Below are 25,159 nucleotides of genomic sequence, written 5' to 3'. Positions count from 1 at the left end.
CTACCTCAGCCGCCCCTCTGTACTCAAAGCCCGTGCTCCCGGGCAATGGCATGCAAACCAAGTGCGGCGAAGGTATCACCGGAATAATGCCTGTACGGAAGCCTGAAATACTCCATAGCCTTGCCATAAGGTACAGCCAGAGAATCACCACAGATCAGATGGATGCGCTCTCCCCGTCGCAGTTTCCCACTCACGGCCGCAACCTCGCTGCCGATCAGAAGCCCAGAGAGATAAGAAGCACTGGCGCTTACTGGCTGCAACCCCAGCACGGATCGACTGCGGGCATTAAACAGTTGATGGATCAGCCCGGACTCTTGAGCACTGGCGGCCAGCCCGGCAACGAAAGCCGCGGAGGAAAACTGCTGCTTGTCTTGTACCAGTACACTGTGCTCGGTCAGTAGCGCGTACAATTCGCCAGTAAAGGCGGTACTGAAGCTACAGATCTCACCACCTTCCACCTGCACCCACTTGCTATGGGTACCGGGCAGGCAAAGCGTGCTTTGTGCCTGCTCCTGCTCACTCGCCTGAGTCAGCCAGCCGATTACCTGCGTTTCTTCGCCGCGCATCACCTCCGCGGTACCAAGGTCGGTAACGCACTTCACGCCCGGGACACACCAGGCGGTGAGGTGAGTATCCGGGACCTTTACCAAATCCCGGCCGAGTGACCTGCGGGACGCAGGGCAGGCCACGTAAGGCGCCTCATACCAACCAATACCGGAGCCCACCATTCCGCACAGCAACAGCGGCAGGTCATCGCTGCCCATCGCCAGTATCTGAGCCTTCAGATAGGCTTCCATCTCCGGCTGCGGTACGCTTTTCACCCCGCGGTTCGAACTGATCTGGCCGACAATTTTTCCGGCCCCATCCACACGCATCAGCCGGAAACTACTGGTCCCCCAGTCACACACCAGCACCTCATTCATTAGCGTACCCTCGGCTATCCATTTGATATATCTATTGGTTGACTGTTGACCATTGACGGATAATCCACATGGAACTGCCCTAGCACCACGGATTCTGGTTCTGTCCCGCCATTCTGGTTTGGGATTTAACCAGCATTATTGTCCATTGTTAACAATTTGATGGCGATTTTTTTACCGGCCTGCGGTACTATCCGTGTAACGGGAACCTGTTGTAGATTTGTTACAAGTTCCAGCGGCATCCACCCATGTCCCGGTGCCGCCGGCTGCCGCCGCCGGGAGCGCAACATGAGATGTGATTTGCGCGAAAGGCGGCGTACAGGGTAGGCAGCTGTATCCGAGAACCTAAGTCACGGTAGGAGGGGCGACTCCCCTGCCTCAAGATAAATGGTGAGCAGAATCCATCATGCGTGAAGCCACAAAGATTATTCCGGTACGCGAGCAGATTGCGGACCAATTACGCTCCGACATTATTTCCGGAGAACTCGCCCCCACAACCAAGCTGAACGAGCAGCAACTCGCCAATCGCTTTGGGGTGTCCCGCGGTCCGGTGCGCGACGTACTCTTGCAGCTCACCAAAGAAGGCCTGCTGGTTGCCAAGAACAACTGCGGGGTATCGGTAAACAGCGTGCTGGATCCGTCCATGCAGGAGCTGATGATTGACATTCGCCGCCGCATCGAGGTGTTCGCCATTTCCCAGCTGAAAGGCAAGCTGACCGAGATGGACTTTGCCGAACTGGAAGACATTCTGGTGCGCCTGCAGGACGCCTTCGACGCGCAGGAATTTAACGAGGTCACCAAGGCGGATATCGATTTCCACCGTTACCTGGTACACGCTGCCGGCGGCGACGAACTGACCAACCTCTGGTACCCCATCGTGCTGCGCATGCGTATGAACTACAAGCGTATCTCCAAGCCGAAAGACTGTGTGGACGAGCACCGCGCGATACTGGATGCCCTCAAGGCCAACAAGATCAACGTGGCCACGACTGCACTGCGTGCGAACATCAAGTAATCCGTATACCGAATTCTTTAAGCCCGACCAAGTGCCGTAATGCTGTTCACTTAAGTAATTCTGTGGCGGCGCCGCTACCGGGTGCGGTCTTGTGAGACACGCCGTAAACCCATCCCTGGGGGCTCTGCACCGCCATCCCTGGCGGTGAAGGTCTCACAAGACCGCACCCGGTATCTTCGCCTTCAGCTACGTTAAGTGAACAGCATTAGGCCAAGTGCCGGGCTTTTTTGCGCCTGAAACCTCGCAATAGACAGAAAAACTCGACAGGTAAAAAAAGCGGGGACATTAGTCCCCGCAAAGATGTTCATCCTGATGAGATGAAAGGAAGCCTCCGGAAGTCGCTCACACTTCCGATAAGTAAACGGTTTTCTTGTCCACGTACTGCTCAAGTCCGTAGCGACCATCCTCGCCACCAATGCCGGATAGTTTCCAACCGTTGTGGAAACCCTGATGCTGCTCGCCAATACCGCGGTTCACATACACCTCTCCCACTTCCATTTCCGCAATGGACTGGTGGATATAGCGCAGGTTTTCGGTAAACAGGTAGGCAGAGAGGCCGTACTCGCTGTCGTTGGTGTAGGCGATAGCCTGATCGATACTGGAGATCTTCACGATCGGTAGAATCGGACCGAAGGTTTCCTCGTGCACCAGAATGTTGTCCTGCTGAACATTGGTGAGCACGGTCGGCTCGTACCAGTTGCCCCCTTCGAAGCCAGCAACTTGCGCGGGCTTGCCGCCAGTTAGTAGCTCCGCCCCCTGGGCGATACTTTTCTGCACCAGCTCGTGGATATGCTCGATTTCACGGGCATTTACTTTGGGCCCCATCTGCGAGGATTCATCCAGCGGGTTACCCACTTTCAACGCCTTCACCTTGGGCAGGAACCTGGCCATAAATGCGTCGTATACCTTCTCGTGTACGTACAGGCGCTCCGCACAGGTACACACCTGGCCGCAGTTGGCATAGCGGGTCCACAGTGCGGCTTCCGCAGCCTTATCCAGATCTGCATCTTCCATCACGATAAATGGCGCCTTACCACCCAGTTCCAGCATGACCGGAATCATGTGTTTGCCACTGGCCTGGTGAATAATCTGGCCGGCGCGAGTGCTGCCGGTCATGGTGATCATCGCGGTCAGCGGGCTTTCGCACAGGGCCTGGCCAACAATGGAGCCTTCACCGTTGACGATATTCAGCACGCCTGCGGGAATACCCACTTCGTTGGCAATGCGACCCAACTCCATGGTGGTGAGCGGTGTTTCCTGAGTTGGCTTGATGACAATGCTATTGCCGGTCACCAACGCCGGGCCGATCTTGCGCCCAGCCAGAGCCAGCGGGAAGTTCCACGCGGTAATCGCCACAACAACGCCGCGAGGTACCTTGTGGATGTAGATTTTTTCGTCTGTATTATCAGAGGGCAGGATATCGCCCTCCAGCGTCAGCGCGTTGTCGCAGGCGTACTCAATAAACGTTGCGGTCGCGTTGACTTCATCGCGGGCCACACCAATCAGCTTGCCCTGCTCTTTTACCAGCAGCTCTGCCAGACCTTCGGTCTCGGCACGAATCGCCGCGGCAAACTTGCGCAACAGCGCCGCGCGATCACGAGCGGTGCGCTTCGCCCAGGCCTTCTGTGCCTGCTTGGCATTGGCCAGCGCCGCTTCCGCATCTTCCGCACAGCCTTTGGGAATATTCCCCAGCACCTCACCGGTGCTCGGGTTCAGCACTTCAATAACGCCGTCGGCCCTGGAGGCAATGTATTCGCCGTTAACGAAGTTCACGTTGTTTTTAATTGCAATTGCCATGGGTTATCTCCCCATCCAGCCACCGTCCACCAGTAGGACGCTGCCGTTCATATAGTTAGAAGCTTCGGAAGCCAGGAATACCACCGGGCCTTTAAAGTCTTCCGGCTCTCCCCAGCGGCCCTGGGGAATACGCGCGAGAATACTCGCCGCACGCTCGCTGTCTTCGCGCAGCGCCTGGGTGTTATCGGTCGCGATATAACCCGGTGCGATGGCATTCACGTTCACACCTTTGGACGCCCACTCATTGGACAGCGCCATGGTGATCTGGCCGATAGCCCCTTTACTGGCGGCGTATCCCGGTACGGTAATGCCGCCCTGGAACGTGAGCAGGGACGCGGTGAAGATAATCTTTCCGGAACCCTGCGCCACCATTTCCTTGCCGATTTCGCGGCTCAGAATAAACTGGGCATTCAGATTGACTTCGATCACCTTGTCCCACAGGTCATCCCCGTGTTCCGCCGCCGGTGCACGCAGAATCGTACCGGCGTTGTTCACCAGAATATCGATCCGGGCGTGCTCACTTTTTACCTTGTCGATAAAACCGTACAGAGAACTGCGATCGGAAAAATCGCACTGGTAAGGGAAAAATTGCTGACCTGCCGCGGATACTTCCCGGCCTACGTCAGATTCATTCAGATCCAGATTGGCCGATACACCGATGACGTCGGCGCCTGCTTCCGCCAGGGCCACCGCCATGGCTTTGCCGATGCCTCGGTTACAGCCGGTAACCAGGGCTTTTTTGCCGGCGAGGCTGAATTGTTGCAACATCGTTTTACTCTCTAAATTCTTTAATTGGCGAATCGCGGCTCAGTCTTCCGCGCCGCAGGCGACCAGCGCTTTCATGCCGGATGGGTTGCCATCCATGGACGCAAAGGCACTGCCGATATCGTTCAGCTGCGCCACCTTGCTGATGAAAGGCACCAGATCGATTTTTCCACTGGCAACCATAGCGATGGCCTGCTCAAAATCCTGCGCTTCATAAACGCGGGCACCAACCAGCTCCAGCTCGCGCCAAAAAAACTTGAACAAATCCAGTTGCGGCTTCTGGGAATGAATCGCCACCATACAGATGCGACCGCGCACCGCCGCGATCTCGGTCATGGCATCCACCGCCGGCTGCACCCCGGAAACCTCAAACACCACATCGGCACCTTTGCCGCGGGTCCAGTCTTCTACAGCCGCCTTCAAGTCCTGCTCAATTGGGTTCACCGCCAGGGCACCGGTTTTTTCCGCAAAGGCGCGACGCTCGGGGCTCGGCTCCGAGATCATTACCTCGGCGCCAATACCGAGCGCGACCTGGGCAACCAGCTGACCGATTGGGCCACCGCCGAGAATCACGGCTTTCTCGCCAGCCTTAAGACGCGCGCGGGCAATATCGTGACAGGCCACGGCCAAGGGTTCGATCAATGCGCCCTGCTTCAGGGACACATTTTCCGGCAGCTTGTGCAGAGTGCGGGCTTTCACATTCCAGTAGCTCTGAAATGCCCCCACAGAATCGATGCCCATAAATTTCAGGTTGTGGCAGATATGGCTGTGGCCGTTATCGCAGGCCGGGCAATCGCCGCAGTAATCCAGCGGGCGCACCACGACACGCTCGCCCACGGTATAGCCTTTTACATTTTCACCAACTGCATCCACCACACCCGACATTTCGTGGCCTACAACCTGCGGCGGCTGCACACGCTGATCCATCACACCATGGTAGATATGCATATCGGTGCCGCAGATCCCTACGTAACCCACCTTCAGGCGCACCTCATCCGCAGCGGGTGCCTCACAGCGCCCCTCGACAACTTCAAAGGATTTGTTACCAACATACTGAGCAGCTTGAGCTTGCATGAACATCACCTGTTAAGAGTGCTTGACCAGATGCGGTCGCAGCAGAGTTTCATCAAAGGTCACCCCGGTGCCCGGCTCGTTGGAGGCAACGGCGCGGCCGTTTTCCAGCACGATCGGACGGGTGGTGTATTCGTCGATAGGGAAGGAATGGACTTCCAGATAGCCCGCATGGGGCTGGCTCGCCATCAGGGAGACATGCAGCTCGTGCATACCGTGGCTGCACACCGGCAGGTTGTGTGCGTAAGCCAGCTCCGCCACTTTCAGCCAGCCGGTAATGCCGCCGATATTGGAAGCGTCCGGCTGCAAGAAACCGAGTTTCGCTTGCCCAATGGCATAGGTGAACTCGTGCACTGTGTGCAGGTTTTCGCCCATGGCCAGTGGAATATTGATGGCATCAGCAATACGGCCGTAACCCAGATAATCGTCGGGAATGGTGGGCTCTTCGAACCAGGTAATATCGCAGTGATCAATGGCGCGACCAAAGCGCACCGCCTGTTCGATGGTCATGGAGTAGTTGGCGTCCACCATAAAGGTGACATCGTCACCGATCAGCTTTCGCACCGCTTCCACGCGCGCCACGTCTTCCCGATAGTCTTCCTTACCCACCTTGATCTTCACGGCATTAAAGCCGCGGGCCAGGTAGCTGGAAATGTTGTCCAGCAATTTGGGCTCGGAGAAATTCAGGTCGATACCGCCGGCATAACACTTGCTGGAATTGCCGGCACCACCAGCCACCTTCCACAGGGGCAGGCCCAGACGTTTGCACCGGAGATCCCACAGAGCAATATCCACCGCAGACAGCGCAAAGCTCAGCAGGCCACCGCGGCCCACATAATGCAGATGGGTTTGAATTCCCTCCCAGATGGCAAAGATATCCGACGCATCGCGACCTTCCAGCAGCGGCTGAATATCGTCCTGTAACAGGGAGTAGATGGCGCGACCACCGCGACCACCGGTGTAGGTATAGCCAACGCCTTCCAGTCCATCCTGACAGCGCACGCGGAACACCAGCACCTCAAAATGAGTGTGGTCACCGTGGCGCGCATCGGTGAGCACTTCCGCCAGAGGAACCTGGTAATACTCAACCTTGGTGGCGGCGATAGTGCTCGAAGACAGCAGCTCTGTAGCCTGCTCTTGTACTTCCATCAACATGGAGGAACCCCAAAATCCGTGATTTTTTATAAGCACAACGTTTATTCACTGATTAGACTTCAATCAATGGAACCATTGTATATTGTTAACAATTAACATCAATCATTTTTTTTGCCCGTAGCGGCGCGAATACAGCTCCCGGTTCAGAGCCTGGGCCGCAGCTACCAGCGGCCCATAGGGCTCGTCCGCTACGGTGACAAAGCCGACGTTGTAGTTTTCCCCATCCCAGGCGCGGCCGGAGGCTGGTGAATCGATGTACTGGAACCACTGGGCACCCACAAACCAGGGGTTGTCGATGATGGTGTGCATATAGCCGCGGAACATTTCGCCGCGCTCTTGCTGGCTCTCTGCGGATACCAGGCCCGCGTGGAAGCTGCCGGAGTCCGTCGCACCCATATGGAATTCACCGATGATGGAGGGCTTGTCGATTTCCGCGAGGAATTCCCAGTTATCTGCCGCCAGCCCCTCGGTGTAGAGGTTGTAGCTCACCACATCCACATGGGCAGCAGCCCCGCGCACCACCTCTGGTGTCATTCCCCAATCCGCAAAGCGGGCGCCGAGAAAAAGGTGGTCAGGCATAACATCGGCCAGCTCGCGCTGCACCACGGAGAAGAATCGGGCAGAAAGGGATTCCAGCAGCAGAGAGAAGTCCTCCCGCAACTGTCCCTCAATTTTGGGTTCACCGCCAGCTCCTTGAGAGAGCGAAAAGCCTGCGGCAAACGCTTCCCAGGAAGGAATAGACCGGGAAGGAATAGAGGAGAACCAGGCGCGAGACAGCCCCTCCACACTGGAGTATTTGTTTTTCAGGATTTCGACAAACGCGGCCTTGGCGGGGCTCTCTGCGGCGTCACGCGTCAGAGTATGAATAATCAGGCCGTAGTGACCGGCGTCGGTTTTGGTGTTGCCCCAGCTCAGTTCGTTTTCAATGTACACGCCCATACACCAGGGATCGCCCCGCACTTCGGCAGCGACCTGTGTCACGGTGCGTTTTACGGAATTGACAAACTCCGGATCGAACGGATCATGCAGTGGCCCCCAGTAATCGTTGCCACTGCTGACGCGCTTGTGCTCGCCGCGAATCCAACCATTGGCCACATAAGCAACCTTACGGTTGTCGTATAGCGATGGATCGGCCCAGTTACCCAGGGTAGTAAATCCCCAGTTCAACTGGCGGTCAACGGTTACCTCACGCCAGCGCTGCAGATAATCCGGTCCATATTTCCGCTGCAGATTTGCCCGATAAAAACTGTATCCCTGCCCTTTCTCTACCGGCCCCATATGCACCACGGGACGATAAAAATAGTGGGCAGCGAGCGGATCGTCTTTTTCCGGCAACCACTGAAACAGGTCCCGGCGCAGCTCTGATGCTATTGTCTCTCCCCGCCCTGTGTCCGAATCCGCAAAATCCACACCGGTCATGGTGACGGTGTTGTCCATACGCATATTGTCGACGCCAGTGGCGAAAAACAGGTAACCCTCCGGGTCAATCAGCGCCCACTGCCCATCGATTTTTTGGGTCCGAAAATAGCCGGTGGATTCATAGCGCGGCCCCTCCGCCCAGCCACCAAAACGGGAACGATCCGGAAAGTTCGAAGACTCAGAAAATGCTTCTGCCTCACGCTGCGCACTTGCACGTAGCTCGTCATCGCTATGAATCTTTTCCGGGTAGTCCTGAGGTGCATACTGCCCGTACCGATCGAAGATTTTCTGCAGCTTTTGCGGCTGGAAATCGCCGTTGGATGTCAGCGCGATATCCTCAAACACCAGGGCCCGGTCACTGAGGATGCTCTTCATATTGAGCTCGATGCGGCAAATATTCGCCAGATCCAGCGACTTGCTGCCCCACATCAAGGTCATTGCCGTCGCCGCGTTGTCGTAGAGTGCCGGCGCATCCCGCATACCGGTATCCAGGGCAAGTGCCGGGCCATTCAGATCGAAATAATAAGTACCGGTCCCGCCTGCGGGCACATTGAACGAGCGCGTACCATAAGTCTCGTCATCGTAGACCGACACAAACAACTGCGCCGAGTGGTCCCCGGGATTGGTTACCTTCAGGGACAGACCGATATTCTCCCCGGCACCACTCCAGTCCCAGCCAGAATCCGGGGCAAGGTCCAGTCGCGGCTCATAGGTGTTTTTGTAGAAAACCGCGTGCAACGGGGAGATTCCGGTGTCCACCGGCAGTCGGGAAAGCGACACTCCGTGCCCTTCCACACCTGCGGGAATCCCACGGCCACCAGTCAATAAAGCCGGCGGGTATTCGTGCTCGTTGCCCGGACCCGCAACTACTGCGCCTTCATCGCCTGGCTGACCGCAGGCAGACAGCAGCACAGGAGCCACGGAAAGCCACAGTATTCCGAAACGAAGTTGCTTCAACACACATTGAACTGAGGACAAAGAGATCGACATTGAGCTAACCGGGACCAAAAGATCGTTATTCTATTTTATTAACAATATTTTGTTAACAATCTACAGTCATCCAGGCTCAATGTAAACGTTTCTATGTCCCTTGAGGGACTTAAACCCTTGTTTTACCGATAAAAAAAGCGCGATGCCCTCTCGGACACCGCGCTTTTCTCCGTCGCCCTGTTTTTGGCGCAGGTACGTTTGAACTACCTATCTATTCGAGCAGGCGTCGATGCCGGGTAGGGCTTTCCAGGACCTTCCGCGAGAGGGACCCGTGGAAAAGCCCCCATGGATGGGTTCACGGCGTGTCCTGGGAAGCCCTACCCGGCAGCGTCGCCGCCACCGAACTTTCTACAGCGCTCGAAAAATCACTCGACAGGCTTCACATCGCCAAAGCGGCGCTCGTACAGATCCTCATGGACTTCCTTGGCCGCCTTGACCAGCTCCACGTAGGGAACATCCGCTACCGACACAAACCCATTCGCGTAGTTCTCGCCGTCATAGGCGCGGCCAGTAATTGGGGAGTCCATGTACTGGAACATATGCACACCCACAAACCAGGGGTTGTCGATAAACGAGTGCATATAGTTCTTGAACATACGGCCGCGGTCTTTCTGGTCCGCAGAGATTACGATCCCCGGGTGGAAGTGGCCCTGATCGTCCGAGCCGAAGCTGAACTCACCAATCAGGCTCGGCTTGTCGATCTCTGCCAGGAACTCCCACTTGGATGGCACCAGCCCCTCCTCGTAGAGGTTATAGCTGATGATATCCACGTTCTTGCCCGCCGCCTTCACAATCTCCGGAGGCATACCCCAGCTTGGCAGACGGGAGCCGAGATACAGGTGATTCGGCATCACCGACTTCATCGCCTTGCGAATAGTGCCGAAGTACTGATTGCCGTATTCAAACAGCAGAGTCGCGTAATCTTCGCGCTGCGCATCGGTCGTGAGGCTCGAGTCCATGCCCTTCTCAAAGGCTTCCCAGGACTTCACCTCTTTGTTCCAGGCCTTATTCAAGGCTTCTATGGTGCCGTACTTCTCTCGCAATACCTTGGTGAAGGCACCCTTGGCTGGGGTGTCTGCTGCATCCCGTGTCAGCGTATTGATCACGATACCGTAGTGAAGTTCGTCGCTTTCCAGTCGACCAAAACTCTGCTCGTTGTCAAAAAACACCCCCATACACCAGGGACTGTTTTCAACCTGCTCGCTGACCGACTTTGCCGCCACTACCGAGCGCTGATAGAAACGAGGGTCGTAGGGATCAGGTACCGGATGCCAGAAATCGAAACCGCTACTGAGAGTACCGAACTCACCAATAATGTCCGCGAAAGCGACATACGGAATCCGCTCCTGCTCATAAAAGGGTTCCGCGGCCCAGTTGCCCAACGAAGTGAACCCCCAGTCCAGCATGCGGTCGACAGTGACCTTCTGCCAGGTATCCAGATAGGATTCCGGATATGTCTCGCCATAGCGACGCTCCAGGTTGGCACTGTAGAAACTGAACGTCTCACCGTGCTTGAGCGGCCCCGATTGTGTCTCACGCCGGTAGCCGTAGTGATTCCCCAGTTCATCATCATAACCGGGCAGCCAGTTAAACATTTTCGCGCGGGTTTCCGATACCAGCGTACGGGTCGCCCAGGCTGCCTTATCTACTCGGTTCAGGGGCTGATCGTCTTCCGCAATCACCTCGTCGGCGCTGCGCTTCGGGATCAATTTCTGGTCGTAATCGTAACCGGTGATGGTGGAAGAATTGGACAGACGGATGATGTCGATACCGGTGGAGAAATACAGATATCCTTCCGGGTCGACGATAGCCCACTTACCGTTGAATTTCTCGGTGCGGAAATAGCCGGTGGCTTCCAATTGGGGGCCACTCTTCCAGCCACTGAATTTGGAGCGGTCGGCGTTGGGTTTACCAGACAGGCTGGCCAGCTCTTCCTCAACCACTTTTTTCAGTTCTTCATCGGAGTGGATCTTGCCTTCATAATCCACCTTGGCGTTCTGACCATATTTGTCCAGCAGCCCGGTAAGGAAGTTTTCATCCATCGGAGGATTGGCCCGCAGGCGCAGGTTATCAATGGTGTACTGGCGATCGCTCAGACTGCCATCGGTGCCGAAGGAAATCTGGGTAATGCCAGACAGATCCAGCAGTTTTTTACCCCAGAAGGAGTGCAGCATAATGTCGTCAGACTGCCAGGTGGGCGGGTTGGAACGCAGGCCAGAGGCGAAGTTGAATTCATTCTGGGCGGCAGCCTCAGGGTCTTCCTGATCGTGTCCGTGCAATTTCGCGTAGTAAGTACGCGACAGACCATCCGCCGGCACTACCAGGCCGCGAGTATAGAAATCACCATTTTTATCGCCCATGGTGACATCGATCTGCACCGACTCTTCACCGTGGTTGGCCACATCAAAGGCAAGGTTAAAATCGGAATATTCGCTCCAATCCCAAGCCTCCGCCGGCTGAATGACCAAGCCGGCACTATTGTTATTTGCAAGATTGAGTTTGACCTGCAGCGCTTTACCGCCAGCACCGTCATCCACCAGATTGGCGGTGCCGTTATTGACCTGAACAGACGCAGGAATACCGCCCTGATCGAAGCCTTCCAGCAAGAAATCCTGAGCCAGCAGATTGGAATCGGACGCGGCGGCAACACTCGCCGCAGTCTCGTCGGCTTTCGGCTTAATACCCTTCTGCTCGCCGGAGCAGGCCGCCAGACCACCCAGGGTGGTGGCAGTGATCGCGAGGCTCAGCGCAGAGCGCATTAGGAGTTTGGAAAATCGCTTGGTGTCCATCGTAGTACTCGTTTTAATTATTGGTTGCCTGACGCAAATACTTGAAAGAATTTATTACCAGTTGGTGTAACTGCCGTCTGGCTTGTACAGCCGCGGGGCTTCCCAGAATTTGAACGACTGCTCGGCAATCATTTCCTCATGCACATCAATACCGATGCCCGGCGCATCGCCCACCGGATATACCCGATTCACTTCTTTCGGGCGGTTGATGAAATATTTATCGTGATCGGTTTTGTTGCTGTCGTAGGGCGCTATCTCACACCAGGAAAGATTCGGCACCGCCGCACACATCTGAATGGTCGCAGCGGTACACACCGGACCCAGCGGGTCGTGGGGCATAATGTCGATGTAGTGGCTTTCCGCCATGGCCGCCACTTTCATCGCCTCGGTCAAACCACCCACGTTACACACGTCGATGCGGGCAAAGTTGGTGAGGTCGTTTTCGATATAGGGCATAAAGTCCCACTTGCTGGCGAACTCCTCACCGATGGCAAAGGGCACATTCACCAGTTTGCGCAGCCCCTGGTACGCGGTAACCGATTGATCGCGGATTGGCTCTTCGAGAAAATCGAGCACACCCTCACCCAGTTTCTGGCAAAAGCTGGCCGCTTCCGCGACAGTAAAACGGTGGTGATAGTCGATACCCAGCACCAACTCATCCCCCAGCTCCTGACGGATTTCCTTCAGACTGCCGGCTGCGGCAGCAATGGATTTGCGCACGTCAAAAGTGGTGGGTTTGGTGGGCGAACCGTGTTCGCCGGTGGTTGCCCGGATCACTTCCCAGCCCTGCTCGCGCAGCGCGCGAAAGTCGTCCAGCAGCGCCTGCCCCATGGGTTTGGTGGAGGTAACGAACAGCGGAATCTCATTGCGCTGCTTGCCGCCAAGTAATTGATAGGTCGGCACGTTCAGCGCCTTACCGGCGATATCCCACAGGGCGATGTCGATAGCAGAAATGGCTGCGGTAAGCACCCGACCACCCTCGAAATACTGGCTGCGATACATCTCTTGCCACAGGGCACCAATGTTGCGTGCATCGCGGCCAATCAAAAATTCTCGGAAATGTTTTACCGCACCGGCCACCGCCAGCTCGCGACTGGATAAGCCGGACTCCCCCCAGCCATAGATTCCCTCATCGGTTTCCACCTTTACCAAACACAGATTGCGGTGCCCAACCCAGGCCGGATATACCTTGATGTCGCTAATCTTCATACTCGCATTCCGCTCATTTCAGATCGTCGGTGGGGCAGAGGCTAGCACTGAGGCCGTGGTCTGCGGTGATATTGGAGCCGGTCATGGCACCGGAACAGGGCGACAGCAGGAAGGCGGCGATATGGCCAACCTCCTCAACGGTGTTGTATTTGTTGTCCGCATGCATCTGGTCAAAAGACGCTGCCAGTGCCGGGTTTTCATCGGCGACTTTCGCCACCGCTTCGGTCTTGGTCAGCCCCGGACACAGGCTATTCACGCGAACGCCCTTTTTGCCCAGGCTCCAGGCCATGGCGCGGGTCATGGCAACAATCGCACCCTTGGTAGCAGCATACATTTCGTAGCCCGCCACGCTGGCACCGGCGTGATTGGAAGCGATATTCACAATCGTCGCACCGGGCTGCATACGGCGCGCCGCCGCCTGACACAACAGGAATACCGAGCGCTGGTTCACTTCCCAAAGGCAGTCCAGCTTGTCCAGATCAAAGTCAAGAAAGTCCCCCTCGATGGTGACACCCGCGTTATTCACCAGGCCATCGATGCGCCCGAACCTTTCGAAGACCTCGTCGATAAAGGGCGTGATGGCGGAAGCATCCCCCACATTCAGCGGAAAATAGGCGCTGTCAAAACCGCGGTCGCGCAAGGTTTCCACCCGGTTACTCGCATCATTGATATCCGCCAGCACCACCCTGGCACCCGCCTCGGCACACACCTGTGCAATTCCCCAACCGATGCCCGCAGCGGCACCGGTGACGATAACAACCTTCTGATCCAGCAAGGCTTTAGACATGAAGACTTCTCACTTTCTTGAACGGTCCACCGGTGCGCGCGCTCAGGCGCGCACCATGGCCGCTTCGATTTCTTCGATGGATTTGTTTTTGGTTTCCGGCAGCAGGCGGAACAGCAAAGCAAGGCTCACGCTGATACAGGCGGCGTAGAACAGGAAGATTTCCGTCGCGCCCATATTGTTCAATTGCCAGGGGAAAAACTGCTGCACGAAGTAGCTGACGGTACTCACAATCAGTGCAAAGAATGGAATCGCCACACCGCGAACATGAGTGGGGAAAATTTCCGAGAAGAGCACCCACATCACCGGCCCGATGGACAGGTTAAACGCGGCGATAAAACACATGATGCCCATTAATACCAACTTGGCGTCGATCTGAATAGCCTGCTGGATCAGCGCACCCTCATTGGCCCGCGCGGTCGCTTCGCCGAGCGTCTGATACATGGCCTGTTTGAAGGCCACATCGCTCTCAAAAGCAGTACCCACCAGGGCCTGCAAGCCTGACACATCAATATTCGCATCCGCCAGCGCCTGCAGCGAAGCCGCGCTCAACTCATAGCTGGCCTGACTGAACGCCCAGCTGCACAGAAACAGACTGACACCGCCCCACGCAAGGCCGAACAGCACCAGCGGGCGGCGCCCAAGACGATCAATCAGCAGCAGCGCCAGAATCGTAAACATCACGCTCACTACGCCGACGATCACCGCCTGCATAAAGGCGGCATTGGTGCCGATACCCACCTGCTCAAAAACGGTGGGTGCGTAGAACATGATGGCGTTGATACCAGTAATCGGCTGAGCGATGGCGATCACCAGGCCAACCCAGAAGGCGGTGCGCAGGCGCGGCTTGAAAATCTCCGCCACCTGCTGGCGGAAGCTGCCGGTGGGTGCGGCCGCAGCACTCTCCTGAATTTCCTGAATCTGCGGTTCGATATGTCCAGCGGGGATCAATTTGCCCATCACGGCGCGAGCCTCATCCAGGCGCCCTTTCAGCACCAGCCAGCGCGGGCTCTCGGGAATAGCCAGCAACATCAACAGCCAGATCAGCGCTGGGATCACCTCCACTCCAAGCATCCAACGCCAGGTGTACTGATCGATCCCAAGCGCGCTTACCCAGGCGGCATCCGCGTTGGACGCCTGCAGAATCAGGTAGTTGGCAAAGTACGCCGCCGACAGCCCCACTACGGTCGTGATCTGGTTCATGGAGACCAGCTTGCCGCGCATATTGGCCGGGGCGATCTCGCCGATATACATGGAGGCGAGAGACAGAGAGGTAAACGCAAGGCCACCGAGGAAGCGTGCCGCCACCAGCATTTCAAAATTGGGGGCGAGCACCGAGCCAATGGCAGAAAGAAGATAAAGAGCGGCGATAATCAGCAGCGCCGATTTACGGCCCCAGGCGTCACAAATGCGCCCGGTGACCATCAAGGCAAAAATCACCCCGAAACCGGGCGCACTGACCACGGTCCCAACCTGCAAGTCGGACAGGGTAAATTCGGCCGTAATAAAGCGTACGGTGCCGGAGATCAGCGCCGCATCCAGTCCAAAGATGAAACCGCCAAATGCCACGATCGCGGCAAATTTGAAGGCGGTCAATTGGAATCCTCTCATCGGATAACCCTCTTTATTGTTATGGGTACTCCGACCGCTGATACCTGCCACCCTCTTCAGGGCGTTAGCGTCAAGTATCTTCTGGTTGCACGGTCGGCCACCACTTGATGTTGGCCCATCATACAACCCCAATCCATTTTTGTTAACAATTAACTATATACAAATATTCCTGAATCCCTTTATACTGCATCCATCCTGTCCCGTCACTGGGAATAGATCGTAAAAAAGACCAGCAAGAAAAATCACAGGAACCTAATAGGAAACCAACAGGAAACTACGATGCTGAGCCAGCAGTTCCACCAGGCTCTGGAAGCCTGCCCTCTTATCGCCATTATCCGCGGCGTTACCCCGGACGAAATCGATATGGTTGCCAATACCCTGCTGGAAGCCGGTGTACGCGCTATCGAGATCCCACTGAATTCACCGGTAGAGCCCCTTAAGAGCATCGAGCGGCTGGCCCAGATCATGGACGAATTCGGCGAATCCACCATCTGTGGCGCCGGCACCGTACTCACATCGGAACAGGTCCAAAGTGTACAAAATGCAGGCGGAAAGATCATTGTTTCGCCAAATTGCGACCCGGAAATCATTCGGGCCACTATCGACCGGGATCTGATCTCTGTTCCTGGCTGCCTCACCCCGACCGAAGCCTTCAGCGCACTCAAGGCCGGTGCCCGGGTGTTGAAAATGTTCCCGGTGGCGGACTTCCCGGCCCAGTACCTGCAATCCCTGGGTGCGGTGGTCCCGAAAGATATCCTCACCCTGGCGGTGGGCGGCATCACCGATACCAATATGGAAGAGTACTGGAAAGCCGGTGCCCGCGGATTCGGCCTCGGCTCCAATATTTACGCCGCCGGCGACAATGCCAGCCAGATCGCGGACAAAGCGCGGATCATGGTGGACGCGGCCAACCGCGCCAAAGCACTAGGGAACCTCTGATCAAGTCCGTGATGCCTCAGGCTTTCAGAGCGGTTCACAATCAAGGCGTGGCTTCGCAGGAATGTCTAGACCTTTCAAGAAGTCACAACGCAGAGTGTGGATCGCTCTGAAAGCCCCGCAGGGCGCGACCTGAAGACAGCATCTGCTGCGTTGCAGCTCTTGTAAAGGGCCAGCCATTCACTGCAAGCTGCGCCTAACAGCTACTGCCTTCAGGTCACGCTGAGGCATTACGGACTTGATCAGAGGTTCCCTAGGCGCCTGAACAATTTCTCTCTTACACCGGAGACTCTCCCTGTGATGGAATCCGGTGCACCTTGTCAGTTGCGATTGACTCTTCGTGACCTTTGTTCGTGCCGCAACACGAACATTTCTCTCGCTTCAACGCCCCTTTTCAGGGGCGTTTTTTTATCTCTTGTATTTACTCACCACCCCGCTCAGAGACCAAGCGACGCACTGACCCGCGCTGCAGATTCCCGCACTGCCCGCACCAGTTCTTCCCGCTCCAGCTTTTTACCTACTACCGACGTCAGGCTGGATACCGCCAGTGCGGCAATGGTCGCCCCATCCGGCTGCCCCACCAATGCAGCGCAATCGGTCACGCCATCGGTCAATTCACTGGTCCGGAGTTCAAACCCCTGATCGCGCACCGACAGCAAAGACCGCTCCACCTCCGCAGCGCCATCCATATCGGGCCCTCTTTTCTGGAGCTCTTTGTCGAGAAGGCCCGCGCGGCGCCCGGCCTCGCAGTTTGCCAGCAGCACCCGTCCGGAAACGGTCTGCAGCAACGGGAAAAGCGTACCCTCATTGAACGACAGGGAAACCGGCCCGGGGCTCTGCACCTGCAGCACCACCATCAGCTGCCCCTGGTGGATCACACTCAGGTGACAGGATTGGCCCAGACGCGCCGCCAGCGCCTCCATCTCCGGCTGCGCCGCAAAGCGCAATTGCGATACTGGCGACAGGGTACGGGTCAGCTCCAGCAGCTTGAGAGACACCCGATATTTGCCAGACACTTCATCCCGCAGCAAGTAACCCCGGGACTCCAGGCCAACCAGCACCCGGAAGATCTCACTATTGGTGCGCCCGATACCCTGGGCAATATCCGACTGGGACAGCGGCAGCGATTCGGCGGCGAGAAATTCCAGTATCTCCAGCGCCTTGTCCAGCGCGGGCACCGCGTATTTATTCGCGCCATTGCCATTCTTCTGGCCGCCAACCTTTTCGCTCACTTTCTCGGGCACCACTTCCCCCTGACCCATCGAGTTTATCGGTTTGTTATACCCGCGCATTTAAGCACAGGTTGACACCACCAAAAAACGATTTTTATACTTGAACAACAATTTTAAATATAAAAACCCAATCCTGATGAGCCGCCAACCTGCGGGTGCCCCCAATCCCGGACCAGCACCCGCGCCTCGCACAGCGAGACACTCCAGAGACACTATGGAGAAAATCGAGAGAAAACTATGAGCAGCTCCGACAACGACCAACAGAAGCAAGGCGCCCCAATGCAGCAGACGGCGGAACCCATCGTCCTGCGTGGCATGACCTGGAACCATACCCGTGGCTTTACCCCCATGGTGGCGGCAGCCCAGCGCTTTGAAGAACTGAACCCCAATGTCACCATCCAGTGGGACAAGCGTTCACTGCAGGCCTTTGCCGACCACCCCATCGACGACCTCGCCAGCCGCTACGACCTGCTGGTGATCGATCACCCCTGGACCGGTTTTGCCGCACGGGAAAAGGTCATCCTGCCCCTGGACGAGCACCTGCCCGCCGCCTTCCTCAAAGACCAGGAAGATAACGCCGTGGGACACTCCCACACCTCCTATCACTACGATGGCCAGCAGTGGGCCCTGGCCCTGGACGCCGCCACCCCGGTAGCGTCATTGCGCGCGGATCTGCTAGAAAAAAAGGGACTGGAAGAACCCCAAACCTGGGAAGATCTGATGGCACTGGCGGAAAAAGGCCTGGTGGCGGTGCCCAGTATTCCCCAAGACACCCTGATGAACTTCTACATGCTGTGCTCCGCCATGGGTGAAGATCCCTGTGTGGGCGAAGAAGAAGTGGTGAGCAAAGCGGTGGGGATCGAAGCCCTGGGCATGCTGAAGGCGCTGTCCGACAACCTGGATCGCCGCTGCTTCGACTGGAACCCCATCAAGGTGTACGAGGCCATGACCCGCAGTGACGACTTCGCCTACTGCCCCTTCGCCTACGGCTACGCCAATTACGCGCAGCCCGGCTATGCCCGCAAACTGCTGGAATTCCGCGATACCGTGACTGCAGGCCCCAAAGGTGAACACCTGAAAACCACCCTGGGTGGCACCGGCCTCGCCATCTCCGCGCACACCAAGCACGCGGAAGTGGCCGCACAATTTGTAGAGTTTGCCGGCAACCCGGAACTGCAGGCCTCCTTCTATATCCAGTACGGTGGACAGCCGGGGCACCGCAAAGCCTGGACCAGTGAGTCAGCCAATCATCTGACCAACAACTACTTCACCAACACCCTGCCCACCCTGGACCGCGCCTTCCTGCGTCCACGCTACCATGGGCATATGTTTTTCCAGGACAACTCCGGCGCGCCTATTCGCAACTACCTGATGCACGGTGGCGATGCCAATATGCTACTGACACATCTCAACGAGCTGTTCGTAAAGTCCCGCCAAAACTGACAACCACTGAAACCTATGATGCAACCGTTAAAAGGCATAACCGTTCTCGAATTCAGCCAGTACCTGGCAGGCCCCTACGCGGGCCTGCGCCTGGCCGATCTGGGCGCGCGCGTGATAAAGGTAGAGCGCCCCGGCAGCGGTGACGCCTGCCGCAGGCTCGCCACCAAAGACCTGTGGGTGGATGGCGACAGCCTGCTGTTCCACACCATTAACCGCAATAAAGAATCATTTTGTGCGGACCTGAAAAACCCGCACGACCTGAATACGGTACGCGAACTGATCGCGCAGACGGATGTGATGACCCATAACTTCCGCCCCGGTGTGATGGAAAAAATTGGCCTCGACTATCCCAGTGTCAAAGCCCTGAATGCGCAGATTATTTACGGAGAAGTCTCCGGTTACGGCAACGAAGGCCCCTGGGTCCACAAACCCGGGCAGGACTTGCTGGCACAGGCGGTTTCCGGCGTGGGCTGGCTCTCCGGTAATCACAGTGACGGCCCGGTACCCCTAGGCCTCGCCATTGCTGATATGCTGTGCGGAACGCATCTCGCCCAGGGCATTCTCGCCGCCCTGGTGCGCCGGAAAAAACTCGGCATCGGCGCAAAAGTGCAGACGAGCCTGCTGGAGTCCATGGTGGATTTTCAGTTCGAAGGTCTCACCACCTACCTGAACAACGGCCGCCAGCTACCCAGCCGTAGCGAGATTGCCAATGCCCACGCATTTCTCGGCGCGCCCTACGGTATCTATCAAACCAGCGACCACTGGATTGCCATTTCCATGGGGCCACTCGGGCCGCTGGTCGAAGCACTGCAGTGCACAGCCCTGAATAAAAGTGACAGTGAAACCTTCAGCCAGCGGGACGCGATTAAAGCCGTACTGGCAGAACACCTGCGCACCCAATCCACCGACCATTGGATGACACGCCTGAATGCCGCCGGTATCTGGGCGTCGGAAGTGGTGGATTATGACCAGCTGCTCCACCACCCCGCCTTCAAGGCCGTAGCCATGGAGCTGCAGGTTTCCCGCCCCGCCTCCTCGGCTGACCACAGCTCATCTGAGAAAAGTACAGTTACCGTAAACACCACCCGTTGCCCACTGCGGATCAACGGCCAGCGCTTTACCAGTGCTAAAGCCGCCCCACGCCTGGGTGAAGATACCGATCATATTCGCAACAGCTTGCTAGAAAGTTCAAATCAGCGGGAGGCTGCACAATGAGCCAGTTCCAAAAACCGCTCGCCGGTATGCTGGTACTCGACTTCTCCCAGTTTCTGTCCGGTCCTTCTGCGGCTTTGCGCCTGGCGGACCTGGGTGCACGAGTAATCAAAATCGAGCGCCCGGAGCGCGGCGAAGACGGCCGTAACCTGTACCTTTCCGACTGCGTGCTGGAGGGGGAATCTACCCTGTTCCACGCCATCAACCGCGACAAGGAAAGTTACTGTGTCGACCTGAAAGATCCGGCCGAGCGCGAAGAGCTCAACACGTTGATCCGCAAAGCGGACATCCTGATCGCCAATTTCCGTCCCGGCGTCATGCAGCGACTGGAACTCGACTACAACCATGTAAAAGCCATCAACCCACGCATTATTTACGGTGAAATTACCGGCTACGGCGATACCGGCCCCTGGGCCGAACGTCCCGGACAGGATTTGCTGCTGCAGGCGCTCTCCGGCCTCACCTGGCTGTCCGGCAGCCGCGACGATGGCCCGGTAGCCATGGGTGTACCGGTTGCAGATATTTTTACCGGCGCGCAGCTGGTGCAGGGCATTCTCGCCGCCGCTTTTGCCCGCGAATTTACTGAAAAAGGCAGCCTGGTACAGATCAGCATGCTCGAAGCCATGCTGGATTTTCAGTTCGAGCCACTCACCATCGCCTTACAGGACCCGCAACAAACCATCGAGCGCGCCGTCGTCAATGGCGCCCATGCACTGGTGGCCGGCGCCTACGGTTTCTACCAGACCAACAACGGCTACATCGCGCTCTCCATGGGCCGCGTGGAAGACCTTGCGCGACTGCTCGACTGCCCCGCACTACTGCCCTACTGCGACCCGACCCTCGCCTTTACCGAGCGGGATGCCATCAAGCAGATTCTTGCAGATCACCTCCCCTCCCAGACAACCGCGCACTGGCTCTCGCTACTGGAACCGGCGGATATCTGGTGTGCGGAGGTACTCGACTGGAATCAACTGTTGGCACACGACGGTTTCAAAACCCTCGACATGCTGCAATCCCTGCCCATGTCTGGTGGCAGCCGGTTGACCACCAGCCGCTGCCCCATTCGCATCGACGATCAATTCCTGTGGGGAAGCCATCCAGCGCCGAAACTGGGACAACACCAGCGCGCCATCAATAACGAAATCAAAGATGAGAGATGAGAAGTGAAAATGAGAGGAACCGGTCATGAATGAGCGCCATTCGCAATCGAATGTTTCGCTATCAAAGTCTACCCCCGGGGTGGCCCATATTACTTTGCAGCTAGCACCAGCGAACGCCTATCACGAGTCATTCCTGCGGGAAATCGGCATTGTCATTCGCACCCTGGAACAGGACGACAGCGTACGCGTGGTGGTGATCAACAGCGCGCTGCCGAAATTTTTCTGTGCCGGCGCCGATATCAAAGTGTTTGAAAGCAACAGCGTACAGCAAAACCTCGCCCTGGTCGCCGCAGCACGGGAGAACGCCAACGCCATTGAGAACAGCAGCAAGATTTATATTGCCGAAGTCGCCGGCCACTGCCTCGGAGGCGGCCTGGAAATTGCCATGGCCTGCGATTTTATTTTCGCGGCAGAAGGCAACTACCGCTTCGGCCTGCCGGAAATCAAATTGGGGCTGATCCCCGGCAATGGCGGCACCCAGCGTCTGGTCCGCCGGATCGGCCGCCGCGCCGCCATGGAGATCCTGCTTACCGGGGACACCTTCGGGCTCGCCCAGGCCCAGGAGCTGGGTTTGCTGGACGGAGTTTACAGCGCGGAATCCCTGGCTGCCGGCACCGCCGAGTTTGCCGAAGAAATCGCCCGCGGTCCCGGCCGCGCCATCGCGGCCACCAAGCGTGCACTGCGTGAAGGCAGTTCCCTGCCGCTGGATCGCGGCCTCGCTCTGGAGGCGGAGCTGGCAGATTCTCTCTATGAAACCGCAGATGCGGTGGAGGGACTGAAAGCCTTCGTTGAAAAACGCGTACCAGTATTTAATCAGTAGCGTCCGACCGGTAGCACCAAACCAACAGACTCGACCGAACAACAAACAAAAAATGCGACGGAGAAGATGATGAGTACACAGATAGCGAAAACCGCCCAACAACATTACCAGTGTTATATCGACGGTGAATGGGTCGACAGTGATAGTAAGCTCCCGGTGGAAAATCCCGCGAACGGCAAAGTATTTGCCAGTGTCCCGGACTGCACCCTGGCACAGGCTGACACCGCCCTCGCCTCCTCGCAGGCGGCACTGCAGAGCTGGAAAATGCTCCCCGCCATCGAGCGCGGCCGCCACCTGTTCAACCTGATCGAAACCCTCAAACCCAAGCGCGACCTGTTTGCCAAACTGCTGGTACTGGAACAGGGTAAAACCCTTGCAGAGGCCTACGGCGAGTTCGACGATACGCTCAATTACCTCACCTATTCCGCCGAAGCGGCACGTCGTATCGAGGGCAATATCTTCCCGTCCGACAATGCCGGCGAACAGTTGTGGATTCAAAAAGTCCCCTACGGCGTGACCGTCGGTCTGTGTGCGTTTAACTACCCACTGGCACTGATTGGCCGCAAGGTCGGTCCGGCGCTGGTGACCGGCAACACCATGATCGTAAAACCCCACGAGGCCACCCCGGTGACCGCCATGGAATTTGCCAAAGCGGTGGAAGAAGCGGGAATCCCCAAGGGGGTGATCAACATCATCAGCGGCAGCGGAATCGCCGTGGGCGAGCACCTGGTAAAAAGCCCCATTACCCAACTGGTCACCCTCACCGGCAGCATCCGTGCGGGCCAGGCCATCTGCCGCGCAGTTGCGGAGAACGTCACCGCAGTCTCTCTGGAACTGGGGGGCAAGGCCTCGTTTATCGTGCTCGACGATGCGGACATCGACAAGGCCGTGGATGCGGTGGTTATTTCCCGCTACGCCAACTGCGGCCAGGTATGCATCTGTGCCGAGCTGGTGCTGGTGCATGAGAAGGTCGCGGATGAATTCACCCGCAAGGTGCTGGAAAAAGTAAAAGCGCTAACGGTAGGCAACCCGATGAACAACCCCAGCATGGGCCCATCGGTCACTGCCCAGGGTCTGGACCGCGTGGACTCCATCGTGCAGGAAACCATCAACGCCGGCGCCACCCTCGCCTGCGGCGGTGCCCGCCCGGAAGGCGCAGAGTTTGAACACGGCAACTGGTACCAGCCTACTGTACTCACCGACGTGACCGCGGATATGGCCGCTGCGCGGGAAGAAATCTTCGGCCCGGTACTGCCCATCGTCAAAATTTTATCGTTCGATGAAGCGGTAGAAATCACCAACCGCCGCAACGATGGCCTCAGCTGCTACCTGTGGAGCAACGATTACCGGGTAATTATGGACGGCATCAGCCGCCTGGAAGTAGGCACCGTATTCGTAAACAAACAGATCGTCGGTTATATCCAGGGCTACCACTCCGGCCACAAGCGCAGTGGTATTGGTGGTGAGGATGGTATCTACGGGATCGAAGGCTACTTGCAGAAGCGCGCGGTGTATTTGAACTGCAACTAGGGAGCCTCTGAATAATTACCGCGCGCGCGCCTTGAGGCGTCCGGCTGTGCTCTCAATACTCACGTACTTTAAGTACGCTCCGCTTGCTGCGCGCAGGCGGCCACCACCAGCCACTCGCTCGCTACATTATTCAAAGGCTCCCGACACTAAAACGGGGGCTATGCCCCCGTTTTGTTTTATATAAAAGCGCCCAATAAGAAATACGGCGCCGCAGAACTCCCTCCGCTTAACGCAGCTATTTAGTCAGAAGGTCTAGCGCCGCCAGGCAATCCCGGTTATAGGCTACCCGGGAAGCTGCATCCAGATCTGTCGGTCGCACGCCGATTTTCGCACCCAGATAGTCGAGCTTTTGCCAGTCTGCGGCTTCCAGAGTCAGTGCCAGCTGTTCCCGCGTGAGCAGTGAGCCTTCCGCAAATTGCCCGCCCTCAAATACTTCTGCCGGCGGCATATGAGTATCGCGCCATACGCCGTAGGGGGTTTCAACATCGGAGATGCCCGAGTACATCAGACCGCGCAACAGTCCCGCCTCGCGCACTAGTCGCAGGTGCTCCAGTGGGCCTTCCACGCTGCGTGTCTCCAGGGCCGAACGTCCCCAGTTGATGCAAATGCCCAGTTTTTGTTCGCGGTCCTGGTTCATTTCAAGCAGACAGTCGATTTCTTCCTGCACGGAAAGGAAGCCTTTTTCTGGCTTGAGACCTTCCACAAACGCATCACAATGCTCGATGACGAGGTTTGCACTACTCCAGTCCCAGGAGGTGATTTCTTCCAGCGAGCGTTTGAGCGCCGCAACAGAGGACTGAGCCGCAGTACGATTAGGACTGGTATGCAACTGCACGGCCTCTACCGCATTGCGCCCAAGGTGCCTATTGAGCTTCAGCACCGCCATATGCATCTGGCTGTAAAATTCAATCCCCTCCATGCGCCCTGCTTCATCATCAGACGCGATACCAAAGGCCGCATTCTTGCCCAGGCGCCCCATCACCCCAGGCACACCGGTAAACACGAAATCCCAAGTCGGGTCAATGTTACGCAGAAACCAATCGTCGTCATGGGCGTGCAGCTGCCCAGTGAATGGATGTTCAAGCCCCCGCAGATTTTTTAGCTGCTTGATGCCATTCAGGTAGTCCTCCTGAACTTCCGGCTGCCAGGTTTCTGTCACTGGGGCGGTAGCGTAAGCGCCAAGAATGTATTTCATATGCTGTTTGCGGTCCCTAAGCAAAGTGAGTGAGGTGAACGGGACGCTAATATACAGGAAGATGCCCGCAGAATCCCCGGCGCCGGTTTCTCCATCATCCCTTCGA

General features: G+C 57.0%; 19 protein-coding genes. 7 read left to right on the top strand and 12 right to left on the bottom strand.

All coding sequences use genetic code 11. The features are described from left to right. Positions 1 to 23 precede the first annotated feature (23 nt). Positions 24 to 923 (bottom strand): 2-dehydro-3-deoxygalactonokinase, encoded by a 900-nt coding sequence (locus tag AAFH99_RS08735; RefSeq protein ID WP_081847940.1) that lies wholly within the window; start codon positions 921 to 923, stop codon positions 24 to 26. A 403-nt stretch (positions 924 to 1,326) separates the two neighbouring features. Between AAFH99_RS08735 and AAFH99_RS08730 the strand changes: the two genes are divergently transcribed. Then, positions 1,327 to 1,935, top strand: a complete 609-nt coding sequence (locus AAFH99_RS08730; protein WP_043316962.1) for a GntR family transcriptional regulator — start codon at positions 1,327 to 1,329, stop codon at positions 1,933 to 1,935. Between the two features lie 342 nt (positions 1,936 to 2,277). Here the strand turns inward: AAFH99_RS08730 and aldA are convergent, their stop codons facing one another. From aldA to AAFH99_RS08685, 9 genes are all read right to left on the bottom strand, one after another. Further along, a complete protein-coding gene (gene aldA / locus AAFH99_RS08725; RefSeq protein WP_406827523.1) occupies positions 2,278 to 3,732 on the bottom strand; it encodes an aldehyde dehydrogenase in 1,455 nt (484 codons plus the stop codon). A gap of 3 nt (positions 3,733 to 3,735) precedes the next feature. Then, positions 3,736 to 4,500 (bottom strand): SDR family NAD(P)-dependent oxidoreductase, encoded by a 765-nt coding sequence (locus AAFH99_RS08720; RefSeq protein ID WP_043316967.1) that lies wholly within the window; start codon positions 4,498 to 4,500, stop codon positions 3,736 to 3,738. Between the two features lie 39 nt (positions 4,501 to 4,539). Then, positions 4,540 to 5,571, bottom strand: a complete 1,032-nt coding sequence (locus AAFH99_RS08715; RefSeq protein WP_197023765.1) for a zinc-binding dehydrogenase — start codon at positions 5,569 to 5,571, stop codon at positions 4,540 to 4,542. Between the two features lie 12 nt (positions 5,572 to 5,583). Continuing rightward, positions 5,584 to 6,723 (bottom strand): mandelate racemase/muconate lactonizing enzyme family protein, encoded by a 1,140-nt coding sequence (locus AAFH99_RS08710; RefSeq protein WP_406827522.1) that lies wholly within the window; start codon positions 6,721 to 6,723, stop codon positions 5,584 to 5,586. Between the two features lie 102 nt (positions 6,724 to 6,825). Next, positions 6,826 to 9,102 (bottom strand): agarase, encoded by a 2,277-nt coding sequence (locus AAFH99_RS08705; protein WP_406827520.1) that lies wholly within the window; start codon positions 9,100 to 9,102, stop codon positions 6,826 to 6,828. Positions 9,103 to 9,497: 395 nt separating this feature from the next. Further along, entirely contained in the window at positions 9,498 to 11,921 is a 2,424-nt protein-coding gene (locus AAFH99_RS08700) for a beta-galactosidase (protein ID WP_406827519.1), read from the bottom strand. Positions 11,922 to 11,975: 54 nt separating this feature from the next. After that, complete coding sequence (locus tag AAFH99_RS08695) at positions 11,976 to 13,130, bottom strand: mandelate racemase/muconate lactonizing enzyme family protein (protein WP_043316974.1); 1,155 nt, start codon at positions 13,128 to 13,130, stop codon at positions 11,976 to 11,978. A 13-nt stretch (positions 13,131 to 13,143) separates the two neighbouring features. Further along, a complete protein-coding gene (locus AAFH99_RS08690) occupies positions 13,144 to 13,917 on the bottom strand; it encodes an SDR family oxidoreductase (protein ID WP_043316976.1) in 774 nt (257 codons plus the stop codon). A gap of 42 nt (positions 13,918 to 13,959) precedes the next feature. Further along, positions 13,960 to 15,510, bottom strand: a complete 1,551-nt coding sequence (locus tag AAFH99_RS08685) for an MFS transporter (RefSeq protein ID WP_231491551.1) — start codon at positions 15,508 to 15,510, stop codon at positions 13,960 to 13,962. 294 nt (positions 15,511 to 15,804) lie between these two features. On the opposite strand from AAFH99_RS08685, the gene AAFH99_RS08680 reads away from it, so the two are divergent. Next, positions 15,805 to 16,464, top strand: a complete 660-nt coding sequence (locus AAFH99_RS08680) for a 2-dehydro-3-deoxy-6-phosphogalactonate aldolase (RefSeq protein ID WP_051686967.1) — start codon at positions 15,805 to 15,807, stop codon at positions 16,462 to 16,464. Positions 16,465 to 16,898: 434 nt separating this feature from the next. Here AAFH99_RS08680 and AAFH99_RS08675 read toward each other — a convergent pair whose 3' ends face one another. Beyond that, positions 16,899 to 17,723 carry an IclR family transcriptional regulator gene (locus AAFH99_RS08675; protein ID WP_231491553.1) on the bottom strand — a complete coding sequence of 275 codons (825 nt, stop codon included), beginning with the start codon at positions 17,721 to 17,723 and terminating at the stop codon, positions 16,899 to 16,901. 207 nt (positions 17,724 to 17,930) lie between these two features. On the opposite strand from AAFH99_RS08675, the gene AAFH99_RS08670 reads away from it, so the two are divergent. From AAFH99_RS08670 to AAFH99_RS08650, 5 genes are all read left to right on the top strand, one after another. Next, on the top strand, positions 17,931 to 19,136 hold the full coding sequence (locus tag AAFH99_RS08670; protein WP_406827518.1) for an ABC transporter substrate-binding protein: 1,206 nt from the start codon (positions 17,931 to 17,933) through the stop codon (positions 19,134 to 19,136). A 15-nt stretch (positions 19,137 to 19,151) separates the two neighbouring features. Continuing rightward, positions 19,152 to 20,351: a CaiB/BaiF CoA transferase family protein gene (locus tag AAFH99_RS08665; protein ID WP_406827517.1), complete on the top strand. Its 1,200-nt coding sequence runs from the start codon at positions 19,152 to 19,154 to the stop codon at positions 20,349 to 20,351. Further along, positions 20,348 to 21,508 (top strand): CaiB/BaiF CoA transferase family protein, encoded by a 1,161-nt coding sequence (locus AAFH99_RS08660; protein WP_406827516.1) that lies wholly within the window; start codon positions 20,348 to 20,350, stop codon positions 21,506 to 21,508. Before AAFH99_RS08665 ends, AAFH99_RS08660 begins: the two co-directional genes overlap by 4 nt. Positions 21,509 to 21,533: 25 nt before the next feature. Beyond that, complete coding sequence (locus AAFH99_RS08655; protein ID WP_043316981.1) at positions 21,534 to 22,328, top strand: enoyl-CoA hydratase/isomerase family protein; 795 nt, start codon at positions 21,534 to 21,536, stop codon at positions 22,326 to 22,328. Between the two features lie 69 nt (positions 22,329 to 22,397). Continuing rightward, positions 22,398 to 23,858 (top strand): aldehyde dehydrogenase family protein, encoded by a 1,461-nt coding sequence (locus AAFH99_RS08650; RefSeq protein WP_406827515.1) that lies wholly within the window; start codon positions 22,398 to 22,400, stop codon positions 23,856 to 23,858. Between the two features lie 235 nt (positions 23,859 to 24,093). Here AAFH99_RS08650 and AAFH99_RS08645 read toward each other — a convergent pair whose 3' ends face one another. Further along, positions 24,094 to 25,053, bottom strand: a complete 960-nt coding sequence (locus tag AAFH99_RS08645; protein WP_406827514.1) for a DUF4862 family protein — start codon at positions 25,051 to 25,053, stop codon at positions 24,094 to 24,096. Positions 25,054 to 25,159: the final 106 nt, after the last annotated feature.

It is taken from the genome of Microbulbifer sp. ARAS458-1, from assembly GCF_045348205.1.
Lineage (GTDB): Bacteria > Pseudomonadota > Gammaproteobacteria > Pseudomonadales > Cellvibrionaceae > Microbulbifer.
This window is presented reverse-complemented; position numbering and strand designations above follow the sequence as displayed.

What these genes read in the sequence shown, in the direction of transcription:
- AAFH99_RS08730 (WP_043316962.1), top strand. Translation starts at nt 1,327, where the DNA reads ATGCGTGAAGCCACAAAGATTATTCCGGTACGCGAGCAGATTGCGGAC.
- aldA (WP_406827523.1), bottom strand. Translation starts at nt 3,732, where the DNA reads ATGGCAATTGCAATTAAAAACAACGTGAACTTCGTTAACGGCGAATAC.
- AAFH99_RS08695 (WP_043316974.1), bottom strand. Translation starts at nt 13,130, where the DNA reads ATGAAGATTAGCGACATCAAGGTATATCCGGCCTGGGTTGGGCACCGC.
- AAFH99_RS08655 (WP_043316981.1), top strand. Translation starts at nt 21,534, where the DNA reads ATGAATGAGCGCCATTCGCAATCGAATGTTTCGCTATCAAAGTCTACC.
- AAFH99_RS08665 (WP_406827517.1), top strand. Translation starts at nt 19,152, where the DNA reads ATGATGCAACCGTTAAAAGGCATAACCGTTCTCGAATTCAGCCAGTAC.
- AAFH99_RS08645 (WP_406827514.1), bottom strand. Translation starts at nt 25,053, where the DNA reads ATGAAATACATTCTTGGCGCTTACGCTACCGCCCCAGTGACAGAAACC.
- AAFH99_RS08690 (WP_043316976.1), bottom strand. Translation starts at nt 13,917, where the DNA reads ATGTCTAAAGCCTTGCTGGATCAGAAGGTTGTTATCGTCACCGGTGCC.
- AAFH99_RS08710 (WP_406827522.1), bottom strand. Translation starts at nt 6,723, where the DNA reads ATGTTGATGGAAGTACAAGAGCAGGCTACAGAGCTGCTGTCTTCGAGC.
- AAFH99_RS08680 (WP_051686967.1), top strand. Translation starts at nt 15,805, where the DNA reads ATGCTGAGCCAGCAGTTCCACCAGGCTCTGGAAGCCTGCCCTCTTATC.
- AAFH99_RS08720 (WP_043316967.1), bottom strand. Translation starts at nt 4,500, where the DNA reads ATGTTGCAACAATTCAGCCTCGCCGGCAAAAAAGCCCTGGTTACCGGC.
- AAFH99_RS08715 (WP_197023765.1), bottom strand. Translation starts at nt 5,571, where the DNA reads ATGCAAGCTCAAGCTGCTCAGTATGTTGGTAACAAATCCTTTGAAGTT.
- AAFH99_RS08650 (WP_406827515.1), top strand. Translation starts at nt 22,398, where the DNA reads ATGAGTACACAGATAGCGAAAACCGCCCAACAACATTACCAGTGTTAT.
- AAFH99_RS08670 (WP_406827518.1), top strand. Translation starts at nt 17,931, where the DNA reads ATGAGCAGCTCCGACAACGACCAACAGAAGCAAGGCGCCCCAATGCAG.
- AAFH99_RS08700 (WP_406827519.1), bottom strand. Translation starts at nt 11,921, where the DNA reads ATGGACACCAAGCGATTTTCCAAACTCCTAATGCGCTCTGCGCTGAGC.
- AAFH99_RS08660 (WP_406827516.1), top strand. Translation starts at nt 20,348, where the DNA reads ATGAGCCAGTTCCAAAAACCGCTCGCCGGTATGCTGGTACTCGACTTC.
- AAFH99_RS08735 (WP_081847940.1), bottom strand. Translation starts at nt 923, where the DNA reads ATGAATGAGGTGCTGGTGTGTGACTGGGGGACCAGTAGTTTCCGGCTG.
- AAFH99_RS08675 (WP_231491553.1), bottom strand. Translation starts at nt 17,723, where the DNA reads ATGGGTCAGGGGGAAGTGGTGCCCGAGAAAGTGAGCGAAAAGGTTGGC.